Origin of the sequence: Bacillus sp. FSL P2-0099, assembly GCF_038007445.1 — a bacterium.
Taxonomy (GTDB): Bacteria; Bacillota; Bacilli; order Bacillales; family Bacillaceae_G; genus Bacillus_A; species Bacillus_A mycoides.
The window spans coordinates 1,696,643-1,718,155 of sequence record NZ_JBBOXE010000001.1 but is presented as its reverse complement, the minus strand read 5'-3'; the positions used below and the strand labels follow the sequence as shown (position 1 = coordinate 1,718,155).

The window sequence follows — 21,513 nt, the reverse complement described above, 5'->3', positions numbered from 1 at the left end:
TTTCTTCATTTACCTTTATTTATCTCGTAAGTTTCTTCCAGTTAACGTAAGAAATACTGTTTCTAAGTTTGGAGCCTGCTCCTCTAACGAACGAATTTCAATGTCATGATTAATGAAATGCTGAATAATTTTATTTAAATTATTTAATCCTGCATCCGAGTTTACCTTGATTACGTTCTCTTCAATTTGAACAGCTTTCACACCATTTATCTCTTTTAAATTTTCTACATCTAAATTTTCTACTGACTTTACTTCAATCCAAATATCTTTCGTATCTGTAATAATTGCTTTTAACTGTTCTTTCGTTCCTTCTGCAATTACTTTACCGTGATCGACAATTGCTATTTTCGTACAAATCTCTTCTACTTCTTCCATGTAGTGACTCGTATAAATAATCGTACTTCCCATTTCATTTAATTTTCGGACAGACTGAAGAATGTAGTTCCTTGACTGCGGATCAATTCCAACTGTCGGTTCATCCATAATAATTAACTTCGGTCTATGAGCGATTGCACAAGCGATATTCAGTCTTCGTTTCATCCCGCCAGAAAAGTTTTTCGGATAACTTTTATGTTTATCACTAAGGCCTACAAATTGAAGTGCTTCCTCTACTCTCGCTTTTAGCTCGGCTCCTCGTAATCCATACAATCCAGCAAAGAATTTCACATTTTCATAGGCAGTTAACTCTTCATAAATCGCAATATCTTGCGGAACGATACCGATATTCATTTTCGCAAATCGATTATGTTTCTTTATATTTTTTCCTAGTATGCTAATTTCACCTTCATTACTTCTTAACAAACCAGCAATCATATTAATCGTTGTACTCTTACCAGCACCATTTGATCCTAAAAAGCCAAATATCTCTCCTTCTTTAATAGATAAAGACATATTATCTACTGCGATGAAGTCACCAAATTTTTTCGTTAAATTTTTAATTTCCAATGTATTCATCATTTCACCCCTATTTCGGTTTCTCTGCTTTTATTATAAACAAAAAGAATGAACCTGCTCAGTGCAGAAGTTCACTCTTTTCACATGAGATTATTCACTTTTTTCATATGAGATGATTCATCCTCGTCTCATCCTCTTATATCGGCAATAACATTGTTACTGAAAAACCACTTGTTCCATCTACAATAATTTTTCCGTTTACAGATGCTGTTCGCTCCTCCATCCCCATAATACCGAGGCCTTTCTTAACAAGAGCTGCACCTTTACCATTATCCTTCACTTGTACTTTAACCATCTTGTTAAGCACATGAATATCTATAGAAATAACTGTCGCATCAGCGTACTTCATCGCATTTGTTAACGCCTCTGTAACGTTTTCACCGATAATCTTCCACTGAATCGGTGAAATCATATCTAAGTTACCTTTATAAACGAAAGGAATATTCACATCATGCTTACCGGCAAATTCCTCTATGAATAATTTCATACGATGAATGCCAATTTGCTCGGTTGGTGGCTTCATATTTTTTAATGTAATCCGAATGCTTTCAATTCCATCTTTTGAAATATGAATGGCATTTTGTAATAACTCCGCAGATTTTTCTTTATCTATTTCCATTAATCTCTTCGCTGCTTCCATTTGAATTAGTGCACCTGTCATTGAGTGACCGATTTTATCATGAATTTCTTGAGATAGTCGATTTCTTTCCTCTAATTTAAATGTGTATTCAGATTGCCTTATGTAATCTTTATTTTCATTTAAGCTTTTCGTAAGTCTTTGTATGTCTTTTCTCATTTTATCATTTTGCATTTCTAGTTTTAATAATCGTGCTATATAGCGGTGAGCTATCGTTAAGGAAAAAAAACAAAATGCACTAATAAGTCCATACGTCATTTGAATACCTTCACCTATAAAAATAATAGGAAGAATCATAATGAAAAAGATTAACCATTTCTTTTTTATGTAATAATTTGCAATTTCATATAAGTTCAAAGGTAAAAACAAAATAAAAAACGGATGAACCTTCCATGTAAATAACATAACTACGCCAATTGACACACAAGTTAATATGTTTTTGTACGTATCTTTTTTAAATATAGAGATCAACACATTGACAGAAAGATATAAAAGCAAAGTAAGTATAATCCATGGTAAGTTCGTAACATTTAAATGAATGTAGCTAAACACTATATATAAAAAGACAATAAGTTTACTTACAGTTAACCAAAATTCCATAACATTAATCTACTTTCCCTGTTAAGTAATAAATCGCAATTTGCGTGCGATGTTCTAGTCCAGTTTTCCCTAAAACTGATGTAATATAATTTGCAATCGTTCCTTCAGATATGAAAAGTTGCTTCGAAATTTCTTTATTTGAGAAACCTTTCGCAATTAATGCGATAATACTAAGCTCTCTTTCTGTGAAAAGGCTCTTATCAATTTTAGATTCTTCCTCTTTACTTTCCATTAAATTAGACTTAATTTTATCAAGCACTACATCTTGCATAACAGTTTGACCGTTATAAACTCCTTTTATCGCATCACGAATACGCTCCGGATCATTATTTTTTAATAAATAACCTTTCGCTCCGTTTTTTACTGCGTCCAAAATATATTCATCATCATCAAATGTCGTTAAAATGAGAGGCTTCGTTTTTGTCTCTTCACAAATTAACTTCGTCGCCTCTACCCCGTTCATGTTTGGCATACGAACATCTAAAAGCGCAATATCAACTTCATACTTTTTACAATACGCTACAGCTTCTTTCCCATCATTTACAGTATCTAATACTTCAAACTCTTCATATGTATTTAAAATAATTTTCATACCTTCTCTAATAAAAGAATTATCATCGGCTATTAATATTTTAATTTTCATGTTTGTTAGTATGGACCTTATCCTACTAACATTCACATCCTTTCTCCATGTAGCATTTCCTCTTTGCTCATTATATACTTCTCTTTACCATTTTTTCACACCTTTTTCATATAGCCCTCCTGCTAAAAATATATTATTCTTTTTTTATAACATGTGTAGGGTGACTTATCATTTCTTACGTCTATATAATAGAATGCGTCAAAAAGGAGGGAGAGACCGATTGAGGAAAAACAATTAGTTGCAAAAGCACAGCAAGGAAGCGAACATGCTTTTCGTATCCTTGTACAAACATATCGTCATTATATTTTTCAAGTTATCTTTTCCATTTTAAGACATGAAGAAGATGCTAAAGATGTTACACAAGAAGTATTCGTAAAAATTCACGCCTCTCTCCCAAATTATCAATTTCGCGGATTAAAAACGTGGATGGCACGTATTGCCACCAATCACGCTATTGATTATAAGAGAAAAAAAGCTAGAGAAAACGAAGAACTCTCCTTATGTAAAGAAACTGCGGAAAATATAAAATCCTCTCATAATATCGAGGCATTATTATTGACGAAAGAGCAAAAATTACTCATTGCTCAAAAACTGCGAGAACTTCCCGACAATTACCGTGACGTCGTTCTCGCACATTACTTAGAAGAAAAAAGTTATCAAGAAATTGCTTTGCAAGAAAATATTGAAGTGAAAACAGTCGAAATGAAACTGTATCGGGCAAGAAAATGGATTAAAAAACATTGGAAGGAGGAAGAGTTTCTATGATGCATTATTCAAAAGAAGATTGGCGCAATTATACATTAGATGTTATATCAAACAATGAACGTGAATCTATGGAAGAACATCTTTATGAATGTGATCATTGTTTAGCACTTTATATGGAAAGTATTGATGAACAACATGAAAACCTTCCAATGATAAATGATGATTCATTTACGAACGAAGTTATGACGCAAATTAATTTTGAAACACTACAATCTAATGAAAATATAAAAACAAACTCACTAAAGCGAACAATTATTCACTACATAATTGCGACTGCGGCTACAATTATTTTTATGGTAAGTGGTTTATTCCAGTATATTTTCACAGCGACATCAAATTTCGAGAAATCTTCAAAACATAACGAGTCTTCTATCTCACAACAAATTGTAAACAAATCGGTAGACACATCAAAAAAGGACGGAGGTTCAAAGCATGAATAAAAATCCCTTTTTAGCACTTGTGTTAGGGCTAATTCCTGGGCTTGGACATTTATATTTAAAGAAATTCGGACGATTTATTTTATATAGCGGAGGGGCTTTATTTCTATTTATCTTTGCAGCATTTTGTACAATAGCATTAGGAGCGCGTGATATTGCTTTTCTTTCTCTATTTTTACTAGTCGTGTTATGGGCGATCAATTTATTAGATTTAGTTATCACTATTATTAATCAATCGAAAAAACAAGCAGCCGGAGAATTTACAGAGTCCTCTAAAGAAAGCGAACGATTTTATATCATTCTTCTATCAATCATTCCTGGGCTTGGTCATTTTCAATTAGGACTTATGCAACGCGGACTTACATTTTTAGTCGCTTGCACAGGAATCGGAAGTATGATTATATTCGTTGCACTCTTAACATCTCAAGGAAGTTTCCTTATCTTTCTTATTACATTACCTGTTTTATGGATTTATAATTTCTTCGATGTTGTTCAACAACTACAGAAAAAAGAACGCGGCGAGCAATTAGTGGATCGTACTATTTTTGAAGAATTTGAAGAGCACCGAGAACAAGGAAAGAAAAATAAAACATTCGCTTCCATTTTAGCAATGTTTCCTGGAGCAGGACATATGTATTTAGGCTTACAACGCCGTGGTCTTCAGCTTATGGCAGCCTTTTTACTATCAATTTATTTGCTCGACTTATTAAGACTTTCTGCGTTTTTATTTTTAGTACCAATCATTTGGTTCTATAGCTTTTTTGATGCGTTACAGCAAACTGCAAAATACGGAAAAGAACGTGTAAATGACGAACCTATCATTGACTATTTTATCAATCATCAAAGATGGATCGGTATTGGGTTAATTACACTCGGTGGTTATTATTTATTAGATCAAACAGTCCTTCCTATTTTGAATGACTATTTTGCAACTATATTTAATATTCATCTTAGCGAACTATATTATCGCTATTTCCAAACATCTATCGTTGCTCTCCTTTTAATTGGTGGCGGCTTTAAATTGTTACTTGGAAATAAAGAAAACAAAGGTGGTACAAACGAATGAGAACATGGCGCGTTGGAACATTCTCAATGGGGCTCTCCATTATTACATTAGGTTGCTTTTTACTATTTTCAGTCGTAAAAGGAGTTCAAGCATTAGATACATTAACAGCCTGGTGGCCTGTTTTACTTATCATACTTGGCGCTGAAATTTTACTATACCTTCTATTTTCTAAGAAGGAACATTCATTTATTAAATATGATATTTTTAGTATTTTCTTTATCGGAGTTTTAGGAAGTGTTGGAATTGCTTTTTACTGCTTATTATCAACTGGATTGCTAGAAGAAGTTCGTCATTCTATTAACACAACTAGACAAACGAGTAATATTCCAGACGGACAACTTGATATACCTGAATCTATCAAAAAAATCGTAGTGGATGCGGGGCATCACCCTCTAACGATAGAGGGAGATAATACAAATCAAATTCATCTTTTTGGAACATATGAAATGACGACAAAAACAAATGAAAAACCTAATTTAAAAAGAGATGATTTCCTTTCAGTTCAAACGGCTGGAGAAACGATGTATATAACGTTAAAACCCTTACCGGTTCAGCATACGTTTTTTAACTTCGCACCACAGGTGAAACAAACACTCGTTCTTCCGCAAAATAAAAATGTAGAGATCCGCGCTTCGAATAACGAACTATCTCTTTATCCAGGTCAATTACAAAATAATTGGTTTGTACAAAACAGTTCAAACGTATCTGTTCATTTAACTAAAAAAAGTGATGTTTCTTTAACAGCCGTAACAAATCAAAAAGAAACTCACGGAAACACACCTTGGGAACAAGTAGAAGATTTAGCGAAAAAAGAAAATAATTCTTCAGAAGAAAATCCAGAATTAAATGGGCAAGAACATTGGTATAAAAACTCGATAAAAACAGGAAATGGAACGTACAAATTAAATATTGAGAAAGCTTATAATTTAAATATGAGCGTTATCGAAAAATAAGAAACCTTCCTCAATTGTGGAAGGTTTTTCTCATATAATCGCTTTTATTCCTTCTAAAATTAATCCAATCATAAAACCACAAACAGCCCCGTTCACACGAATCCACTGCAAATCTTTACCGACATTATTTTCAATCATTTCGATTAATGTTTTATCATCTAACTTATCAAGGTTTTCTTGCACAAGCTTTCCAATTTTCGAATGATTCTTTTCAACAATAGTAACAACTTGTTTTTGTAACCAATCTTCTATTTTTTGAACAGTCAATTCGTCTTCTTTTATTTTATTCATTTGTGTTTGTAAGAATGGAACAACATATTTATCAGCAAATTCTTCATTCTTCACAAAAGTAACTGCCCTACTCTGTACTTGCTCTAGCATCTCTTTTATTTTGTCAGTAGCATCCCAATTTGCAATCCATTTTTCTTTCCACTTCTCTAATTCCTGTAATAAAGATTCATTTTCTTTTACATTTATAATCTCTTGACGAATTTTCGCTAATATAAGTTGCCTTGTGCTATTATCTGCATCTTGTAAGCTGTTAATATTGCTAATGATAAACTTCTGCAAAATGCCGCCGATTTTATCCTCATCAACAATATTCATAAACGATTTCAAAGTAAACTGTAGGAATCCATCTACTTTTATGTTTTCCATCGCCTTCATGCCTAAGCTTCCGAGCTGATAACGTGCTTCATCTTGAGCTGTCCAATCTTTCACTTTTACTAATATGTAATCAAGTGTTTTTTCATCATATTCTTGCATTACTAATTGATCCACGAGAACTTGTAATATGTTACTTGTATTAATTGTATGCAAATACGTTTTTAATTCTTTTTCAATAATAACTGCTAATTTTTCCGTATCTATTTGAAGAATCGCTTTCTCAGCAATTGTTACAATCCCTTTTTTCACAGCATCAGACTGTAACTCTTTCTCAGCAATTTGCAGTACCATTTGCGCTAGCTGCATTTCTTTTACTTTACTTGTAATACTGTCTTTCGTCAGCCATTCATTTTCTAACGTAGAAACGAGTCCCTTTGTTACCCGCTTACGATTTTTCGGTAATAATGCTGTATGTGGAATTGGGATTCCCAACGGATGACGGAATAAAGCTGTAACCGCAAACCAATCCGCAAGTCCACCAACTAACCCAGCTTCAAATCCACCTTGTATAATTTCTCCAGCTACCGTTCCTTGAAAAGGGATTGAAGCCGCAAAACCTACGCCCATAACCCCAAGCGAAATACCCGCTATATATTTAGTCTGTAATGACATCGTATACACATCCTCTTATTATGTAAAATAAAGCTTTTTTGTTATATTTATTCGATATTAGCAATCCTTTATATCTATACTATAATGAACTAATGCGAAAATAACAAAGAATTTTATGCACATGAAAAAAATGAGGCTGTAAATAGCCTCATTTTTATTTTAACGTTAATTCGAAACCTTTCTTATAATACCCATTCATCACGTCTTCCGGAACCATACTCCCACCAGTTCCCCACACAATATGAGTACCTTTCTTCACCTTCTCTGTTAACTGTTGTTTTTGTAAATACTCATTTTCAGCTTTACATACATTCAACGGCCCTATCATACCCGCTAATGCAGAAGGCTCTAAATAAATATTTTCAGTATCAGCCAGTTCTTTTAATAATCTATATAACTCCTCATCACTTACTGTGTAATTTCCACTCAAAAATGGTTCCATCGTTTTACCGACAAATCCAGATGGTCTTCCTACCGCAAGTCCATCCGCATCAGTTACATTATCAATCCCGATATCTTGAACGGCAATTTTATCGTGAAGCCCTGTCATTAAACCGAGTAACATACATGGAGAGTGCGTTGGCTCCGCAAAGAAACAGTGTACGTTGTCTTTATACAATAACTTTAAACCAAATGCTACTCCGCCAGGTCCGCCCCCTACTCCGCACGGAAGATAAACGAATAAAGGGTGCTCTTCATCTACTACAATCTCTAACTCTTCTAATTGTTTTTGTAAACGTGACGCTGCTACTGCGTATCCTAAAAATAAATCATGCGAGTTTTCATCATCAACAAAATAACAGCTAGGATCTGCATCTGCTTGCAGTCTTCCTTCTTCTACTGCTTTACTATAATCAGCTTCATATTCAATAACGTTTACACCTTTACTTCTTAATAAATCTTTTTTCCATTCTTTTGCGTCTGCCGACATATGAACAGTCACATTAAAACCTAATTTCGCACTCATAATACCGATGCTAAGCCCTAAATTCCCAGTAGAACCTACTGCAATTGAATACTTCGCAAAAAAATCTCTAAATCTATCACTATCTAAAATTGAATAATCATCTTTCCCTGTTAACATTCCATGCTGAAGTGCCAGTTGCTCTGCATGTTTCAGCACTTCGTATATTCCGCCTCTAGCTTTTATTGATCCTGATATCGGAAGCCCGCTATCACATTTTAATAGTAATTCCCCTAAAATAGGTTTCCCATAACTTTTCTCTAAAGATTGTTTCATAGAAGAGATTTTCACTAAAGGTGATTCTATAATACCGCCTGTTTCTTTCGTTTCAGGAAATACTTTCGCAATATATGGTGCAAAACGCTTTAATCTCTCTTCCGCGTCTTTTACATGTTCTTCATTAAGTGGCGAATTTTTTATTGCTGTTTCATACTTTTCCATATTCGGGTTTACCCAAAATACTTCTTCTGTTGCGATTAAGTTATTTACTAGTGGATATTGCTCTTTTAATGCCTCTATCTCCTTCATTCCTCTTCCTCCTCATATCCTTGTAGATAGCCATATAATAAATTATAATTAAATTAATTTTAATATAGTTTAACATAAATAATTTATTTTAGTTAATTTCAATTTAATTTATTTAAATATAATTTAATAATTATTAAGGAGCATTTATTATGGAAAATATAGATATTGGTAAAAAGATTGAAAAACAAAGAAAAGAAAAAGGATTCACTAGTAAAGAATTAGCAAAGATGGCCGAAATCACACCATCAATGCTTAGTCAAATTGAACGTGGTTCTGCTAACCCTTCTATTCAAACATTAAAGATACTTGCAAAAGCTCTTGATGTTCCAACATTTAGTTTTTTACTTGAAGAAAATAATACAGACGATTTAATTGTACGTTCTCATAAAAGAAAAAAAATGATTATCGATAATTTATCATATGAATTGTTATCACCTGATTTCACAGGAAATTTAGCAACAGCAATTATGACTATCCCACCAAATACTGCTTCATCAGAAAATGTTCTAGAACATAAAGGTGAAGAATTAGCATTTGTATTAGACGGAAAAATCACATTGCACTTAAATGAAGAAGAATACACATTAGAAACTGGTGATAGCGTAAAAATACCAGCTTATTTAAAACATAAATGGGTAAATCAATTCGAGAAAAATGCGATTGTTTTATTTTCTGTTACTCCGCCGATTTTTTAATTCATATGATGATACAAAAATAGCCATGCATAGATGCTCTCCGTGCATGGCTACTTTTATTTTTTTGGTACGAACAAAATCCCTAGACTAATAACACAAAAACTGAGTATTTGCTGTATTGAAAGACCAACTAAAACCGAATTTTGTTCACTAATAAGTGAAATAATGATATGAGCAATTCCCTCGCAAATTAGAAAAAAGCTTATATTCTTTCCATTTCCTAATCTTTCATTTTTAATCCATAACGAGCCAATTATACCGAGTGCAAGTATAATCTCATACATGAAAATAGGATGATACAAAAATTTTGATTCATATATTTTCATCCCCCACGGCAGTGTCGTTTGTGCACCTACTTCTTGATGGAATATAAAATAAAAGATTATACTCACGCAAAATCCAAAAGGTAATGTATCAAGTAAAATCCGAAGAGAAAATTGCTCTTTTTTACTTTTCCAAACAATATATATACTCGCAATTACGCACCCTACTATAATATGCTGAATACTTCCTACAGCTAATAATGCTGGCATTGGCACCCCAATGGCCCATACCGGATTTAAAATTGCCGGTGCGAATTTCCATACTAATACAATGATAAGAAAGCCATTCGTTATTGCATCCATCATTTTTTCATATTGAATATTTTGCTTTTTCATCCTTAGTTTCATTAGAGTAAATCCAAATAAACTTCCTATTATAAGAGAAACGGGTTGTAACCTCACCATCCACTCCATCACTATGAAATCCCCTCTTAATTCTCAATTATTTTCTTAAACTTCTCTTCTAATTGATCTGGAGGTAATACACCTCGTGCATGATCTACAATAATTCCATCTTTATTAACAAAAAATGTCGTTGGTAAAGAAAATACTTTATAATCTATTCCAGCTACTCCGTCCATATCTAATAGAACAGGAAATTTAAATCCGTGACGATCTGCAAATGCGCTCGCTTCTTGTACTGGATCCCCGATTGTTGCATTTACCGCAAAGATTTCAACATCCTCCTTATATTTATCATACAAACGAACTAGATCAGGAGCCTCCATTTCACATGGACCACACCATGATGCCCAAAAATTAATAACATATGGTTTTCCCTTTGCATCATTTAACGAATAAAGCTTCCCGTCCAATCCTTTTAATGTTATGTTCGGCGCTTTAAATCCCACTTGTGGTAATACTTCCTTCTCTTGTAACTCCGCTTGTTTCGCTTTTCTTTCTTTTTCTTCTTTCTTAGTATTATAAAAGTTAACTCCTGCCCAAATTAGTGCCCCAGCTAGTATAATAGCAATTAGTTTCTTCACTTTTCTTCCTCCTCATTTCTAAAATCCCGTAAATCCGCCGAATAGACGAATAAAGAACGCTGTAATTTTCGTCATTTGATTTGTATATAATAAAACCCCTGTTAAAATCATCATTCCACCGCCGATTTTCATCATGACATTGGCATAAGTAACAATCCATTTTACCTTTCCAATAAAAAATGCCATCACGAAAAACGGAACTGCAAAGCCAAGAGTATATGCCGTAATATAAAGAAGCGCACTTTCAGGATTGGTCGCCCCGAGCATAAGCACTGCAGAAAATATCGGACCAACACACGGTGTCCATCCTGCTGCATATGTCATGCCGACCAAAACTGAGCGAATATATCCTGTCGATTTACTTCTATACTGCACTTTTTTCTCTGCCATAAGCCACTTAGGCTGAAATAATCCAGTCATAAATAACCCCATCAAAACAATAAAAACCCCACCAATTTGCTGAATCAATCTTTGATTAGATGAAAAAGTAATCCCAATCCAACTCACCGATAAACCTAACACATAAAATATAACCGAGAAACCGATCATAAAAAATACTGTATGTATAATCGCTGACTTTTGCATAATCCCACGATTTTCTTTTAAATCTTGAATAGACACACCTGTAATATATGATAAATAAGATGGATATAGCGGTAAAGAACATGGTGATATAAATGAAAGTATCCCAGCCCCTACTACTAGCCAAATTGTTAAATCCGCTGCATTCATTTTATCCCTCCTAAATACACTACAATGCGTAGTGTTAATTATTAAAAAAAGAGGCTATATGCACTCTCCGACAATAAGTACGATCGACATACAAAATAGCCCTAACGTTACATATACTGAATTCGTATGTAATGGCATATTCAGCTTAACAACTTTCTCATTCAACACTTGCTCAATTCGTAAATTAATTGCGGTTTTCGCAAACGACGCTGTAATACATTGATTTTCCATCGTCTTTATTTTAATTAACTTTAATAATGCACTACCTAGCTCAAATGAAGATTTCATTTTTTGCATCGCATATTTATCTGCTGATAGCTCTTGATATACATGATAACGCTGCAACATCCCTTTTAATATAGGAATATACATCATTCCCTCAGCTAACAATGTAAAGAAAAATAACTTTAATGGATCTCGATTTTTTTGATGATATTCCTCATGTAATACAATCGCATCAATTTCTTCCTCAGAAAATGCCTGAAACATTCCTTCTGAAATGACAATTTTCGGTCGAAATAATCCAATTGCAAATGCCGTAATCTGTAACGTTGATAATACGTACACTTGCTTTCCTTTTCTAGTAATAGACACGAGATTTCTTTTCAATCTTTTACTATAAAAAAATTGCTTCCAAATTCTTTTACTCATAATGATTACAGTAAATAACAGTAATCCGGCTATCATTATACGAAGTATTGATAGTTCCCTCATATGTTTTTGTAATTCAAATAAACAAAATTGAGAAAGGAAAAATGCTTTATTTTGAAAAAGAAATGGGTATGTAACGTAGTATACTAACATGCTTAAAAAAAGCACACTAATAGTCACTGCTAACAAAACGATTTTACGCATTTGCCACTTCATTTTATCGGTCCTCTTTTTTTAGCCGACTTAATTTCTCTTCTAATTTTTTTATTAAAGATGGATCAGCTTGCTCTAACTCATCTATCATATGGTTCACAACAAGATCTCCAAATTCACCCATTAATTCCTGTGTCATTTTCTTCGTTTGATTAGATAAAAATTCTTCCTTCGTTTGTGTAGTACGATACATACCACTTCTTTTCACAATATGCTTTTCTAAATGTGCTTTCTCTACTAATCTGTTCATAACTGTCATTACAGTATTAAAATTCACCGGGGATTCTTCACTTAATCTCTGTTGCACATCTTTAATGGTAATATCCTCAGTAGCCCAAACAATTTCCATTATTTTCGCTTCAAGCGGTCCGAAAAAGTGATTTAACCCTTGCTCATTTAACTTGTAGTTTTGAGTAAACATCGTATGGCCCCTTTCACACTACAGATTGTAGTATAAAATATATAGAAGGTCAAACATAAATGATATTAACTGATACTTAAATGAATCCTAATCTCCACTAATTAGTTATCTGTACCACGTTCGATTCATTGTAAACCTAACTTCTCTCCAAATGTATCATAGAGATAATATTCTAATATTTGCACACTAAATTTCTCATTACGCCCAAGTGCAAATAATTCCCGATCTTTAGCTACGATAGTATCTAATGGTATCACCACATTATCCACTATTTTTGTAATTTCAATTATATTACTTTCTACGTTTACTTCTGTTTTAAATTCAATATTTTCTAATACTATATGTGAACGTCTTCCTGATGCAAAAAAAGTAAAGTTAGGGTTTTTAAAAATTCCAATTTCACTCTCTAACGGATATAAATATTTATAAATTATATCTCTGTGTCCATCTTTTATTATTTTTTCATCTTTTTCATCATCTAAATATTCTTTCACCTTCGCTGCGAACTCAAATCGAAAATCCACTCTTTCACGCTCCCTCTTTTTAGTCTACGCTAATAAATATATTAATATAATTTAACTATATTATAAAATAAGTTCCTATAAAAAGTAAAAAACACTTTTGTAAAACTTTTGGTATTCCCTGTACTTTTTAAATATAAATACTCTTTCAACATTCATTAGTACGTCGTTATATTCATTTAAACATATTGTCCCCATATTTTGAAACAATATTTTCCAGTATTATATATCAATAAAGTGAAACTTTAATCAATGGGGATTTTGTTCATCCCCCATTGATTATTAGCCCACACCAATCGGGCGTTTACGGGAAGCAGGGCTCCCACCTAACCGCTTTGCTCCAATCGAATTTTGAGGCTGGAGTTTACTGCCCGCAAATAGCTGGATAAACTGCTTCTAATTCTTTTCTATCCACAGCTATCGACTCCTTATGCTATTTCAATATATTGTTCACTTTATTTCCCCTTATTCATTAAATCACAGAAGGAATGTAACTCCCCACTATCGAATTTTTACATAACAAATATTATTAGGTGGTGCTTTACTATGAAATTAGCTGTCATTGGTGGCGGTGATTTACAAGATCCAAATCACTTGCATATTAATGAACGACTTATAGAATTAACGAATAAACAATACCCAAAAGTATTATTCATTCCTACAGCTAGTCGTGATGATGAAGGATATATAAAGTTATTTTTAGCAACATTTGAAAAGCAATTACATTGTGAGGTTCAAATTTTACGCATTTCAACCGAAACACCTACTAAATATGAAATAGATGAGATGATTCATTCTGCCGATTTAATTTACCTTGGCGGTGGAAATTACGTTCACATGCTTGAACAATGGAAAGAACATAAACTAGATGAAAAGTTACTATTTGCTTTAAAACGTGGAACACTTATTGCAGGATATAGTGCCGGTGCTATGTGCTGGTTCACATCTAGCATTCGTTCAGATTATGAAGGTTCCGGTTATATAGAAAGTAGTGGCTGGGGGATTGTTAACAAAAGATTTTGCCCCCATTACAATCAATTAAATAGAATGAATGCCTTCCATACGTTTTTACAAACTCACCAAGGTAATATAGAAGGTATTGCATTAGAGGATAATTGCGCTTTATATATTACAGAAGGTTCATTTGAAATTATCGGTGAGCCAGATACAGCTTGGGAGTTTTATATGAATAATGGAGAACTCATTAGACAACATTTTGACATAACTTTAAAAAGTTATTTATAAGCATTCATAAAAAAATGTCCCTAAGTATAATGACTTAGGGACATTTTCATCTTTTAACTCACTAATCGTGTAATTCGTTTCTTCTGCCATGAAAGCTTATAATATGCATACTGTAATATTAAGCTGACGATGAATGCAGCTGGATACCCAATCCATATCCCTTCTATTCCAAGGCTCGTATGGTAAGAAAGATAATACGCCACAGGTACTTCAACAAGCCAAATTGATACAACACTGATTACAGTTGGCCATAATACAGTACCACTTGCTCGCATTGTCGCACTAATAATTTGTGCATGACCGAAAATTAAGTAGCTCCATAATGTAATCATGATTAGACTATGAGCAATGTCAATTGTATTTTGACTTGTTAAAAATAGTGCTAAAATATCTCTTGAGAACAAGTAAATAAGAGATATTAATACACCACCAATGATGTAATTCATAATAATTCCGGCCTTAACAACTTTCTGTAATCGATCAAATTGGTTCGCACCAATTGATTGCGCTGCAAAAATTGATACTGTAATACCGAGGCTAACCGCTGGCATTTGTACATAACTTGCAACTTGGTTCACAACGCCATACGCCGCTGTTGCATCTGAACCGTACCGATTTACAAATGCGATTACCGCGATCTCTGATAATGAAACTAATATCATATTAATACTCGCTGGAATACCGAGGCGTAACAATAATTTTAATAACTCCCAGTCCATACGAAGATATTTTCTTACTGTCCCGTCTAATTGTAGTGGATGATTTTTCTTCTTTAAATACACTAGCATGACAATAAACGTAATAACTGTAGATATAACTGAAGCATAGGCTGCTCCGTAAACATCTAATTTCGGAGCTCCTAACCAGCCAAAAATAAGAATTGGTAATAAAATCATATTTAGCGCTGTACTTACGATTAAAAAGTAAAATGGCGTTTTTGAATCTCCTGTACCTCTCATAAATGTTGTGTATGCAAAATATAAAAATAATACTGGCATAGATATAAATAAAATTCTTGCGTAATGCACACTTATTTCAATAATATTTTCTGGCGTTCCCATAAGACGCATAATATCCATCGCAAAAATACTACCTATTATCGCCAACACGACTCCGATAATAAAAGTAAACGTAAGCGTCGTACCAACGATAGCTTTTAAGCGCTCCTCATTTTTAGCACCAAATGCCTGACCAATTAAAATTGAACTACCAGAACCAATTCCAATTACAAATGAAACGAGTAGGAAAAATAACGGGAAAAATGCCGATATAGCTGCTAGATCATTTACGCCAAGCCATCTTCCTACTACTACCATTCCAAATAACTGTCCAACTGACTGTAATACATTACTTAAAAGTAACGGCACTAAAAACATGGACATCGATTTCCATATCGGCTTATGTTCCGTTTCTGACTTCTGTGACTCTACACCTTCTTTATTGTTATCTGTAGGTGGTTTCAAATTTCATTTCTCCTTTTATTTAAAATCTGCACGGTTAAATCGGTGCTCAAATAGTTGTAATTACTCCAACCATTTCTATACTGTTTGCTCGTCAAAGTAATTGCCTCTTCCACTCACTATTTTCAAATTCATCATAGAACTTTAACATATTTTTCGTATCTGTAATCCTCTATCTCTTTGTATAGTTGTTTTTATTATGTGCATCTATTCATTTTCTTCTCTTCATTCTTATAACTTCACCCAATATTGGCTTCCATCAGCTGTTCTATCTAAAAAACCATATTCGATTAAATATCTTCTCAAAGTTACAAAATCCGGATATATATTTTCTAAAACTGTATTTACTTCTTTTTCAGTATACTTTTTATTACTATCGAATTTCTTCACTAAATGACGTAATATAATCAATTTACGCTTTTGCTTTTTCGGAAATTTAGAAAGCGGTCCATCCAAACCTTCTGTAAAATGCACTGTTAAAACTTCAGCATTTTCTTCCTCTGTAATATTGTATCTATCATCCACCATCGTAGCTGTTCTATGAATCGGTACAAATTTAGTTTGAACTTTTGATTTTTCTTCTGACAATTCCATTAACGCTAAAAATACTTTCGCTTGCTTCATTTTCTCGCGCAATGTAAATCGATGATTGCGAATCGTCGATGTGCTCCCGCCATCCATTTCTTTTACAATCTCTTTATCGTTAAGTCCCATATGGAAAAACTGAACCATTTTCTTTTGCAAATCAGTTAAGCCTGTAAACTTTTTATCAAGATTTAATAAATATTCAAACATAGATGTATGCTCATTTTGAATATGCAACTGTACAAACTTCTCTGCTTCATACAAAACTTGATTTTCTTGATAAATAACCCCTTTAATAAACGTTTCTCCACAAGCTAAACAAACATACTCCTCTGCTTCCTCGTCAAATACATACCCTTTCTTCAATTCCTCTATCGACGCATCCCAAAACTTTTCTGAAATATCACTCATACTAAACATTCCTCCAAAAGGTTTATTAAAACCATAAACAAATTACGATACCGTTTATTACCACTCCATCATCTTACCATACCAAAAGCAAACAATTCAATATTTCGTTTACCTATTTTACAAACCTTTATAAAAATATCTATTTATACGTTATAAAAAGGACTTATCCCAACAAACAGCGAATGTGTTTTTAGAAACCACTTATTATTAAGATGTGAAATATGCTGTTCAATATTTAAGTGCTACAAACCTAATTCAACATGGAACCGGCATTCACACATTCCAAAACTTCAGCATTCAATTTAAACTACAAAAAAGGTGTTTCCATATACGAAAACACCTTTTACCTTTTATATATTTTATAAACAACTTCCACTAAAACTTTACTCGCTTGTACAAGTACATGTTTTCGCTTTCCATCCTCAACGAATCTATTTGAGCAGCCACTCATAATCAGCATACAACTAATTATGACTAGCACTACACTTCTATTCTTGTTAGTCACTTTATGCCACTCCACTACTAAAAACTTCATTTAAATTTATCCTATCAAAAAATTTTACACGAATAATAAACCGAAAGAATATGCAATTCTGCATATTCCCACGTTTTATTACGATGTTATGATTTAATTTAGTTAATGAACACGTATAACGAGGTGACTAACTTGAAGTTTAAAGCGAAAAAAAATCCCTTTCACGTCATTTTCATTACATTATTTATAATTATTTTTTTCATTTCGCTATTCTTCCAAAATGAAAATTCTATTTTTTTCACTCTTATGATGCTGTTAAATATCGTGAATCTCTCTTCATTCTATTTCTCTCACTACAACATAACGGAATCTTCTCTTATTGTAAAACACGGTTTCATATTACGTACTGAAATTCCATTTGAAAATATCCGTCACATTAAATACTCTGGCAAAACACTCCGTTCAGAAAAATGGACTAGGCAGCAATTAGAAATTGATTATAATTTATTTGACTCAGTGACAACTTTCGTACCACAAGAAGAAGAAAAATTCATTTTACTCTTAAAAGAGAACTGCCCACATATGAAAGTAATGAATACGTCTGCTAACAAATAATATCTTTTGAAGCTTGCAATAGTACAAGTGGAGGAAGCATAAAAATGAATATACAAAAAAAGCCAAGATTCTATACTAAGAACCTTGGCTTCTTCTATTATTCTTTCGGAGCAATCATTTTTTTCGGATCTACAATCTCATCAAATTGCTCTTCTGTTAGTAGTCCAGATTGCAATGCTGCTTCTTTTAAAGTTAACCCTTCTTTATGGGCATGCTTTGCAATTTTCGCGGCATTTTCATACCCGATATGTGGGTTTAGCGCTGTTACAAGCATTAATGAACGATTTACATTTTCATTAATTACTTCTTCATCTGCTTCAATACCAACTGCACATTTATCATTAAACGAAACGGTTGCATCAGCTAATAAGTGAGCAGATTGCAGGAAGTTGTAAGCAATAACTGGTTTGAATACGTTTAGCTCAAAATTACCTTGGCTCGCAGCAAATCCGATTGTTGTGTCATTCCCCATAACTTGTGCTACAACCATTGTTAATGCTTCACTTTGCGTTGGATTTACTTTACCTGGCATAATAGAGCTTCCTGGTTCATTTGCAGGGATAATAATTTCCCCAAGACCACTTCGTGGACCACTTGCAAGCCAGCGCACATCGTTAGCTATCTTCATTAAATCAGCAGCTAATGCTTTTAATGCTCCATGTGCAAATACAATTTCATCATGGCTCGTTAACGCATGGAATTTATTTGGTGCAGAAACAAATTGTTTACCTGTAAACAGACTAATTTCTTCTGCTACCATCTCACCAAATTTAGGGTGCGCATTAATTCCAGTTCCAACCGCAGTACCACCAATTGCTAATTCTTTCATATATGTATTGCTATCTGCAATCATACGCTCTGTTTTTTCAAGCATACGGTGCCATCCGCTAATTTCTTGTCCTAGCGTTAAAGGTGTTGCATCTTGTAAATGCGTACGACCGATTTTAATAATATGTTCAAATGCAGTTACTTTTTCTGCTAATGTTTCTTTTAATTTCGTAATAGCTGGCAATACATGGTTTTCTACCGCAATTACACACGCTACATGAAGTGCTGTTGGGAACGTATCATTTGAACTTTGAGACATGTTCACGTCATCATTCGGATGAATATGTACGTCAGATCCCTTTTCTTTCAAAATTTGATTACCGCGGTTTGCAATTACTTCATTTACATTCATATTCGATTGTGTACCACTACCCGTTTGCCATACGACAAGTGGAAAATGTTCATTCCATTTTTCTGCGATAACTTCATCAGCAGCTTCCACAATTGCTTGTGCTTTTTCTTCTGATAACTTTCCTAATTTTTGATTGCTAATCGCTGCACTCTTCTTTAAAATCGCAAATGCTTTTACAATTTCAAGCGGCATATGCTCTGTTCCAATCGGAAAATTTTCCTTACTACGCTGCGTTTGTGCTGCCCATAATTTATCAGCTGGAACTTTCATTTCTCCTAATGTATCTCTTTCAATTCTGTACTCCATTTTTTCATCCCCTTGAAAATAAAATACCTACATTTCTCATTTTAACAGACTTTCATTCAAATGATAAGAATTCTCACTCGTATGTATAAAAAAAATACCTTCCGCCATCGCAGAAGGTATTTTTTTATGATGCTTGCTTTCCTTTTTCAGCGTCATCTACATACCAAATGAATTTCCCTGTATATCCGTAAATAACTGCCAAAATTAATGAAACAAAGCTTAACCACATAAACGGAACGTATGATAATGTTGATACACCTAAAATACCAGCCATAAAAATACCATTATCCGACCATGGAACCATACCAGAAGTCAAAGTTCCACCTACTTCTGAGTTACGTGCTAATACGCGGCGATCTATTTTTAATTTATCATAGCTATCTTCCATAATTTTTGGTGTTAAAATAAGTGATACGTACATCGCACAACCAAATATGTTAGCTAAAAATGCAACGATTAATGTAGACAATGTTACATTACCTGCAGAATTTAATTTCTTCTCAAATTTCGATACGATTACCTTTAGAACACCTAACTTTTCAAGTAATCCACCAAAACCTAATCCGAAAATAATAACAGCTACTGAACCAAGCATACCATTAATTCCACCACGGTTTAATAACTTATCGACAAACTCGACACCAGATTGAATTGAGAATCCGTTATATGCTGTTCCAATTGCCTCTCCAAAGTTCATTCCTTGGAAAAGTGTTGCCCAAATTGCACCAATTAAAGCTCCCATAGCAATTGTTGGCATAGATGGTTTCTTCATCGCCAATAGCACAATAACAATTACCGCTGGAACAAGCATCCATATTTTAATATCAAAGTGCTTTAATAAAGATTCTTTTAAAAACTCAACTCTATTTAAATCTACATTATCCCCGCCATACATCCATCCAGCAACAGTAAACATAATGCTGGTAATAATATAAGCTGGAACGTCTAATACGAGCATAGCTCGAACGTGAGCAATAACATCTACTTTCGCCATAGAAGCTGCAAGAACTGTGCTATCAGAAAGTGGTGATAATTTATCTCCGAAATAAGCTCCTGAAAGGACTGCACCCGCAACAAGCGGAAGTGGTAATCCAAGCCCTTCACCTATCGCCATCATAGCAATACCTGCAGTTCCAACTGTTCCCCATGATGTTCCTGTCGCGATAGAAGTGATTGAACAAATAATTAAAGTTGCCAATAAGAATATGCTAGGGTGAATGAATTCTAATCCATAATAAATTAATGTAGGTACAACCCCACCAGCAATCCACGTTCCAATTAAAGCCCCAACTGCAACTAAAATAAGAATTGCTTCTAATCCATTAGAAATCCCTTTCGTAATTGCATCTTGCAATTCTTGATAACGAAATCCTAATCTTAATCCAAGCGCAATAACTAAAAACCATGAAATAAATAGCGCTAATTGAATTGGGAGATCAAAAATCGTTTGGAAGGAAAAGACGACAGCAAGAAATAGGCATAAAAGAATAATAATTTCTAGCATCGATGGTAATCTTACACTTTTCATTTTTTTCTCTCCTTACAAGTCGATAACATGATGTATGTAGTCTTACGTGTATGTAGTATACAATTAGCGAAGACAAAACAAAATTTTCATATTATTTCGATTTATTTTTTCAGTATAATATATTCACAACCCTTTCTATTGTAAAAGTAGATTGCGCTTTTCGCAATGAAAAATATAAAAAATGTTTTATTTTTATTTATTTAGATAAAAACACCTAATGAAATAAAACTTTAATCAATGAGGGTTTTATCCATCCCCACTAATTATTAACCCATAATAACCTTTTTAATATTTGCCTCAACAAAACTTTTTACTACCGCTTTCAACTCATATGTAATAAT

23 protein-coding genes are annotated in these 21,513 nt (G+C 33.5%); 7 read left to right on the top strand and 16 right to left on the bottom strand.

Features of this window, described 5'->3' with window-relative positions; translation table 11 throughout:
- Positions 1 to 15 precede the first annotated feature (15 nt).
- The 3 genes from MKY90_RS08880 to MKY90_RS08870 all read right to left on the bottom strand — a co-directional run bounded on the left by MKY90_RS08880 (position 16) and on the right by MKY90_RS08870 (position 2,834).
- The gene (locus MKY90_RS08880) at positions 16 to 954 is read right to left on the bottom strand and encodes an ABC transporter ATP-binding protein (protein ID WP_002086377.1); all 939 of its coding nucleotides are present in this window, start codon (positions 952 to 954) and stop codon (positions 16 to 18) included.
- A gap of 136 nt (positions 955 to 1,090) precedes the next feature.
- Positions 1,091 to 2,191, bottom strand: a complete 1,101-nt coding sequence (locus MKY90_RS08875) for a sensor histidine kinase (protein ID WP_341091099.1) — start codon at positions 2,189 to 2,191, stop codon at positions 1,091 to 1,093.
- A gap of 4 nt (positions 2,192 to 2,195) precedes the next feature.
- A complete protein-coding gene (locus MKY90_RS08870; protein WP_002012250.1) occupies positions 2,196 to 2,834 on the bottom strand; it encodes a response regulator transcription factor in 639 nt (212 codons plus the stop codon).
- A 219-nt stretch (positions 2,835 to 3,053) separates the two neighbouring features.
- Between MKY90_RS08870 and MKY90_RS08865 the strand changes: the two genes are divergently transcribed.
- Genes MKY90_RS08865 through exsE form a run of 4 tightly spaced genes read left to right on the top strand, consistent with a single transcriptional unit; the run spans position 3,054 to position 6,055 of the window.
- Positions 3,054 to 3,599 (top strand): RNA polymerase sigma factor, encoded by a 546-nt coding sequence (locus tag MKY90_RS08865; protein WP_307897080.1) that lies wholly within the window; start codon positions 3,054 to 3,056, stop codon positions 3,597 to 3,599.
- A complete protein-coding gene (locus MKY90_RS08860) occupies positions 3,596 to 4,039 on the top strand; it encodes a hypothetical protein (RefSeq protein ID WP_002086380.1) in 444 nt (147 codons plus the stop codon). Before MKY90_RS08865 ends, MKY90_RS08860 begins: the two co-directional genes overlap by 4 nt.
- Complete coding sequence (locus MKY90_RS08855) at positions 4,032 to 5,102, top strand: hypothetical protein (RefSeq protein ID WP_341091097.1); 1,071 nt, start codon at positions 4,032 to 4,034, stop codon at positions 5,100 to 5,102. Before MKY90_RS08860 ends, MKY90_RS08855 begins: the two co-directional genes overlap by 8 nt.
- Positions 5,099 to 6,055, top strand: a complete 957-nt coding sequence (gene exsE, locus MKY90_RS08850; RefSeq protein ID WP_341091095.1) for an exosporium protein ExsE — start codon at positions 5,099 to 5,101, stop codon at positions 6,053 to 6,055. The genes MKY90_RS08855 and exsE overlap by 4 nt, the downstream gene beginning before the upstream one ends.
- A gap of 30 nt (positions 6,056 to 6,085) precedes the next feature.
- Here the strand turns inward: exsE and MKY90_RS08845 are convergent, their stop codons facing one another.
- Entirely contained in the window at positions 6,086 to 7,333 is a 1,248-nt protein-coding gene (locus tag MKY90_RS08845) for a DUF445 domain-containing protein (RefSeq protein ID WP_341091093.1), read from the bottom strand.
- Between the two features lie 154 nt (positions 7,334 to 7,487).
- On the bottom strand, positions 7,488 to 8,825 hold the full coding sequence (locus MKY90_RS08840; protein WP_341091091.1) for a D-serine ammonia-lyase: 1,338 nt from the start codon (positions 8,823 to 8,825) through the stop codon (positions 7,488 to 7,490).
- Positions 8,826 to 8,974: 149 nt separating this feature from the next.
- Here MKY90_RS08840 and MKY90_RS08835 point away from each other — a divergent pair, with 149 nt between their 5' ends.
- A complete protein-coding gene (locus tag MKY90_RS08835; RefSeq protein WP_341091089.1) occupies positions 8,975 to 9,520 on the top strand; it encodes a helix-turn-helix domain-containing protein in 546 nt (181 codons plus the stop codon).
- Positions 9,521 to 9,576: 56 nt separating this feature from the next.
- Here the strand turns inward: MKY90_RS08835 and MKY90_RS08830 are convergent, their stop codons facing one another.
- The 6 genes from MKY90_RS08830 to MKY90_RS08805 all read right to left on the bottom strand — a co-directional run bounded on the left by MKY90_RS08830 (position 9,577) and on the right by MKY90_RS08805 (position 13,370).
- Positions 9,577 to 10,257 (bottom strand): prolipoprotein diacylglyceryl transferase family protein, encoded by a 681-nt coding sequence (locus MKY90_RS08830; protein WP_341093227.1) that lies wholly within the window; start codon positions 10,255 to 10,257, stop codon positions 9,577 to 9,579.
- A 17-nt stretch (positions 10,258 to 10,274) separates the two neighbouring features.
- Positions 10,275 to 10,829: a TlpA family protein disulfide reductase gene (locus tag MKY90_RS08825; RefSeq protein ID WP_002031090.1), complete on the bottom strand. Its 555-nt coding sequence runs from the start codon at positions 10,827 to 10,829 to the stop codon at positions 10,275 to 10,277.
- 18 nt (positions 10,830 to 10,847) lie between these two features.
- Positions 10,848 to 11,561 (bottom strand): cytochrome c-type biogenesis protein CcdA, encoded by a 714-nt coding sequence (gene ccdA, locus MKY90_RS08820; protein ID WP_050000188.1) that lies wholly within the window; start codon positions 11,559 to 11,561, stop codon positions 10,848 to 10,850.
- A gap of 54 nt (positions 11,562 to 11,615) precedes the next feature.
- Positions 11,616 to 12,428 carry a M56 family metallopeptidase gene (locus tag MKY90_RS08815; RefSeq protein WP_341091086.1) on the bottom strand — a complete coding sequence of 271 codons (813 nt, stop codon included), beginning with the start codon at positions 12,426 to 12,428 and terminating at the stop codon, positions 11,616 to 11,618.
- 1 nt (position 12,429) lies between these two features.
- Positions 12,430 to 12,846, bottom strand: coding sequence for a BlaI/MecI/CopY family transcriptional regulator (locus MKY90_RS08810; RefSeq protein WP_078203056.1), 417 nt, complete (start codon positions 12,844 to 12,846; stop codon positions 12,430 to 12,432).
- Between the two features lie 125 nt (positions 12,847 to 12,971).
- Positions 12,972 to 13,370, bottom strand: a complete 399-nt coding sequence (locus tag MKY90_RS08805; RefSeq protein WP_002031084.1) for a DUF3942 family protein — start codon at positions 13,368 to 13,370, stop codon at positions 12,972 to 12,974.
- Positions 13,371 to 13,913: 543 nt separating this feature from the next.
- Here MKY90_RS08805 and MKY90_RS08800 point away from each other — a divergent pair.
- Complete coding sequence (locus MKY90_RS08800) at positions 13,914 to 14,612, top strand: peptidase E (protein ID WP_002031081.1); 699 nt, start codon at positions 13,914 to 13,916, stop codon at positions 14,610 to 14,612.
- 53 nt (positions 14,613 to 14,665) lie between these two features.
- On the opposite strand, the gene MKY90_RS08795 is transcribed toward MKY90_RS08800, so the two are convergent.
- The 3 genes from MKY90_RS08795 to MKY90_RS08785 all read right to left on the bottom strand — a co-directional run bounded on the left by MKY90_RS08795 (position 14,666) and on the right by MKY90_RS08785 (position 17,603).
- On the bottom strand, positions 14,666 to 16,075 hold the full coding sequence (locus tag MKY90_RS08795) for an MATE family efflux transporter (protein WP_002086395.1): 1,410 nt from the start codon (positions 16,073 to 16,075) through the stop codon (positions 14,666 to 14,668).
- Between the two features lie 228 nt (positions 16,076 to 16,303).
- Positions 16,304 to 17,068 (bottom strand): DUF2087 domain-containing protein, encoded by a 765-nt coding sequence (locus MKY90_RS08790; RefSeq protein WP_002126691.1) that lies wholly within the window; start codon positions 17,066 to 17,068, stop codon positions 16,304 to 16,306.
- 343 nt (positions 17,069 to 17,411) lie between these two features.
- Positions 17,412 to 17,603 carry a hypothetical protein gene (locus MKY90_RS08785; protein ID WP_078204417.1) on the bottom strand — a complete coding sequence of 64 codons (192 nt, stop codon included), beginning with the start codon at positions 17,601 to 17,603 and terminating at the stop codon, positions 17,412 to 17,414.
- A gap of 132 nt (positions 17,604 to 17,735) precedes the next feature.
- Between MKY90_RS08785 and MKY90_RS08780 the strand changes: the two genes are divergently transcribed.
- The gene (locus tag MKY90_RS08780; RefSeq protein ID WP_215552579.1) at positions 17,736 to 18,158 is read left to right on the top strand and encodes a PH domain-containing protein; all 423 of its coding nucleotides are present in this window, start codon (positions 17,736 to 17,738) and stop codon (positions 18,156 to 18,158) included.
- 97 nt (positions 18,159 to 18,255) lie between these two features.
- Here the strand turns inward: MKY90_RS08780 and fumC are convergent, their stop codons facing one another.
- Together fumC and nhaC are read right to left on the bottom strand one after the other, a co-directional pair.
- Positions 18,256 to 19,644 carry a class II fumarate hydratase gene (fumC, locus tag MKY90_RS08775; RefSeq protein ID WP_098168673.1) on the bottom strand — a complete coding sequence of 463 codons (1,389 nt, stop codon included), beginning with the start codon at positions 19,642 to 19,644 and terminating at the stop codon, positions 18,256 to 18,258.
- 124 nt (positions 19,645 to 19,768) lie between these two features.
- A complete protein-coding gene (gene nhaC / locus MKY90_RS08770; RefSeq protein ID WP_098168672.1) occupies positions 19,769 to 21,172 on the bottom strand; it encodes a Na+/H+ antiporter NhaC in 1,404 nt (467 codons plus the stop codon).
- Positions 21,173 to 21,513: the final 341 nt, after the last annotated feature.

What these genes read in the sequence shown, in the direction of transcription:
- MKY90_RS08875 (WP_341091099.1), bottom strand. Translation starts at nt 2,191, where the DNA reads ATGGAATTTTGGTTAACTGTAAGTAAACTTATTGTCTTTTTATATATA.
- MKY90_RS08840 (WP_341091091.1), bottom strand. Translation starts at nt 8,825, where the DNA reads ATGAAGGAGATAGAGGCATTAAAAGAGCAATATCCACTAGTAAATAAC.
- MKY90_RS08785 (WP_078204417.1), bottom strand. Translation starts at nt 17,603, where the DNA reads ATGAAGTTTTTAGTAGTGGAGTGGCATAAAGTGACTAACAAGAATAGA.
- MKY90_RS08815 (WP_341091086.1), bottom strand. Translation starts at nt 12,428, where the DNA reads ATGAAGTGGCAAATGCGTAAAATCGTTTTGTTAGCAGTGACTATTAGT.
- ccdA (WP_050000188.1), bottom strand. Translation starts at nt 11,561, where the DNA reads ATGAATGCAGCGGATTTAACAATTTGGCTAGTAGTAGGGGCTGGGATA.
- MKY90_RS08845 (WP_341091093.1), bottom strand. Translation starts at nt 7,333, where the DNA reads ATGTCATTACAGACTAAATATATAGCGGGTATTTCGCTTGGGGTTATG.
- MKY90_RS08830 (WP_341093227.1), bottom strand. Translation starts at nt 10,257, where the DNA reads ATGGAGTGGATGGTGAGGTTACAACCCGTTTCTCTTATAATAGGAAGT.
- exsE (WP_341091095.1), top strand. Translation starts at nt 5,099, where the DNA reads ATGAGAACATGGCGCGTTGGAACATTCTCAATGGGGCTCTCCATTATT.
- MKY90_RS08855 (WP_341091097.1), top strand. Translation starts at nt 4,032, where the DNA reads ATGAATAAAAATCCCTTTTTAGCACTTGTGTTAGGGCTAATTCCTGGG.
- MKY90_RS08880 (WP_002086377.1), bottom strand. Translation starts at nt 954, where the DNA reads ATGAATACATTGGAAATTAAAAATTTAACGAAAAAATTTGGTGACTTC.
- MKY90_RS08860 (WP_002086380.1), top strand. Translation starts at nt 3,596, where the DNA reads ATGATGCATTATTCAAAAGAAGATTGGCGCAATTATACATTAGATGTT.
- MKY90_RS08800 (WP_002031081.1), top strand. Translation starts at nt 13,914, where the DNA reads ATGAAATTAGCTGTCATTGGTGGCGGTGATTTACAAGATCCAAATCAC.
- MKY90_RS08835 (WP_341091089.1), top strand. Translation starts at nt 8,975, where the DNA reads ATGGAAAATATAGATATTGGTAAAAAGATTGAAAAACAAAGAAAAGAA.
- fumC (WP_098168673.1), bottom strand. Translation starts at nt 19,644, where the DNA reads ATGGAGTACAGAATTGAAAGAGATACATTAGGAGAAATGAAAGTTCCA.
- nhaC (WP_098168672.1), bottom strand. Translation starts at nt 21,172, where the DNA reads ATGAAAAGTGTAAGATTACCATCGATGCTAGAAATTATTATTCTTTTA.
- MKY90_RS08870 (WP_002012250.1), bottom strand. Translation starts at nt 2,834, where the DNA reads ATGAAAATTAAAATATTAATAGCCGATGATAATTCTTTTATTAGAGAA.
- MKY90_RS08790 (WP_002126691.1), bottom strand. Translation starts at nt 17,068, where the DNA reads ATGAGTGATATTTCAGAAAAGTTTTGGGATGCGTCGATAGAGGAATTG.
- MKY90_RS08810 (WP_078203056.1), bottom strand. Translation starts at nt 12,846, where the DNA reads ATGTTTACTCAAAACTACAAGTTAAATGAGCAAGGGTTAAATCACTTT.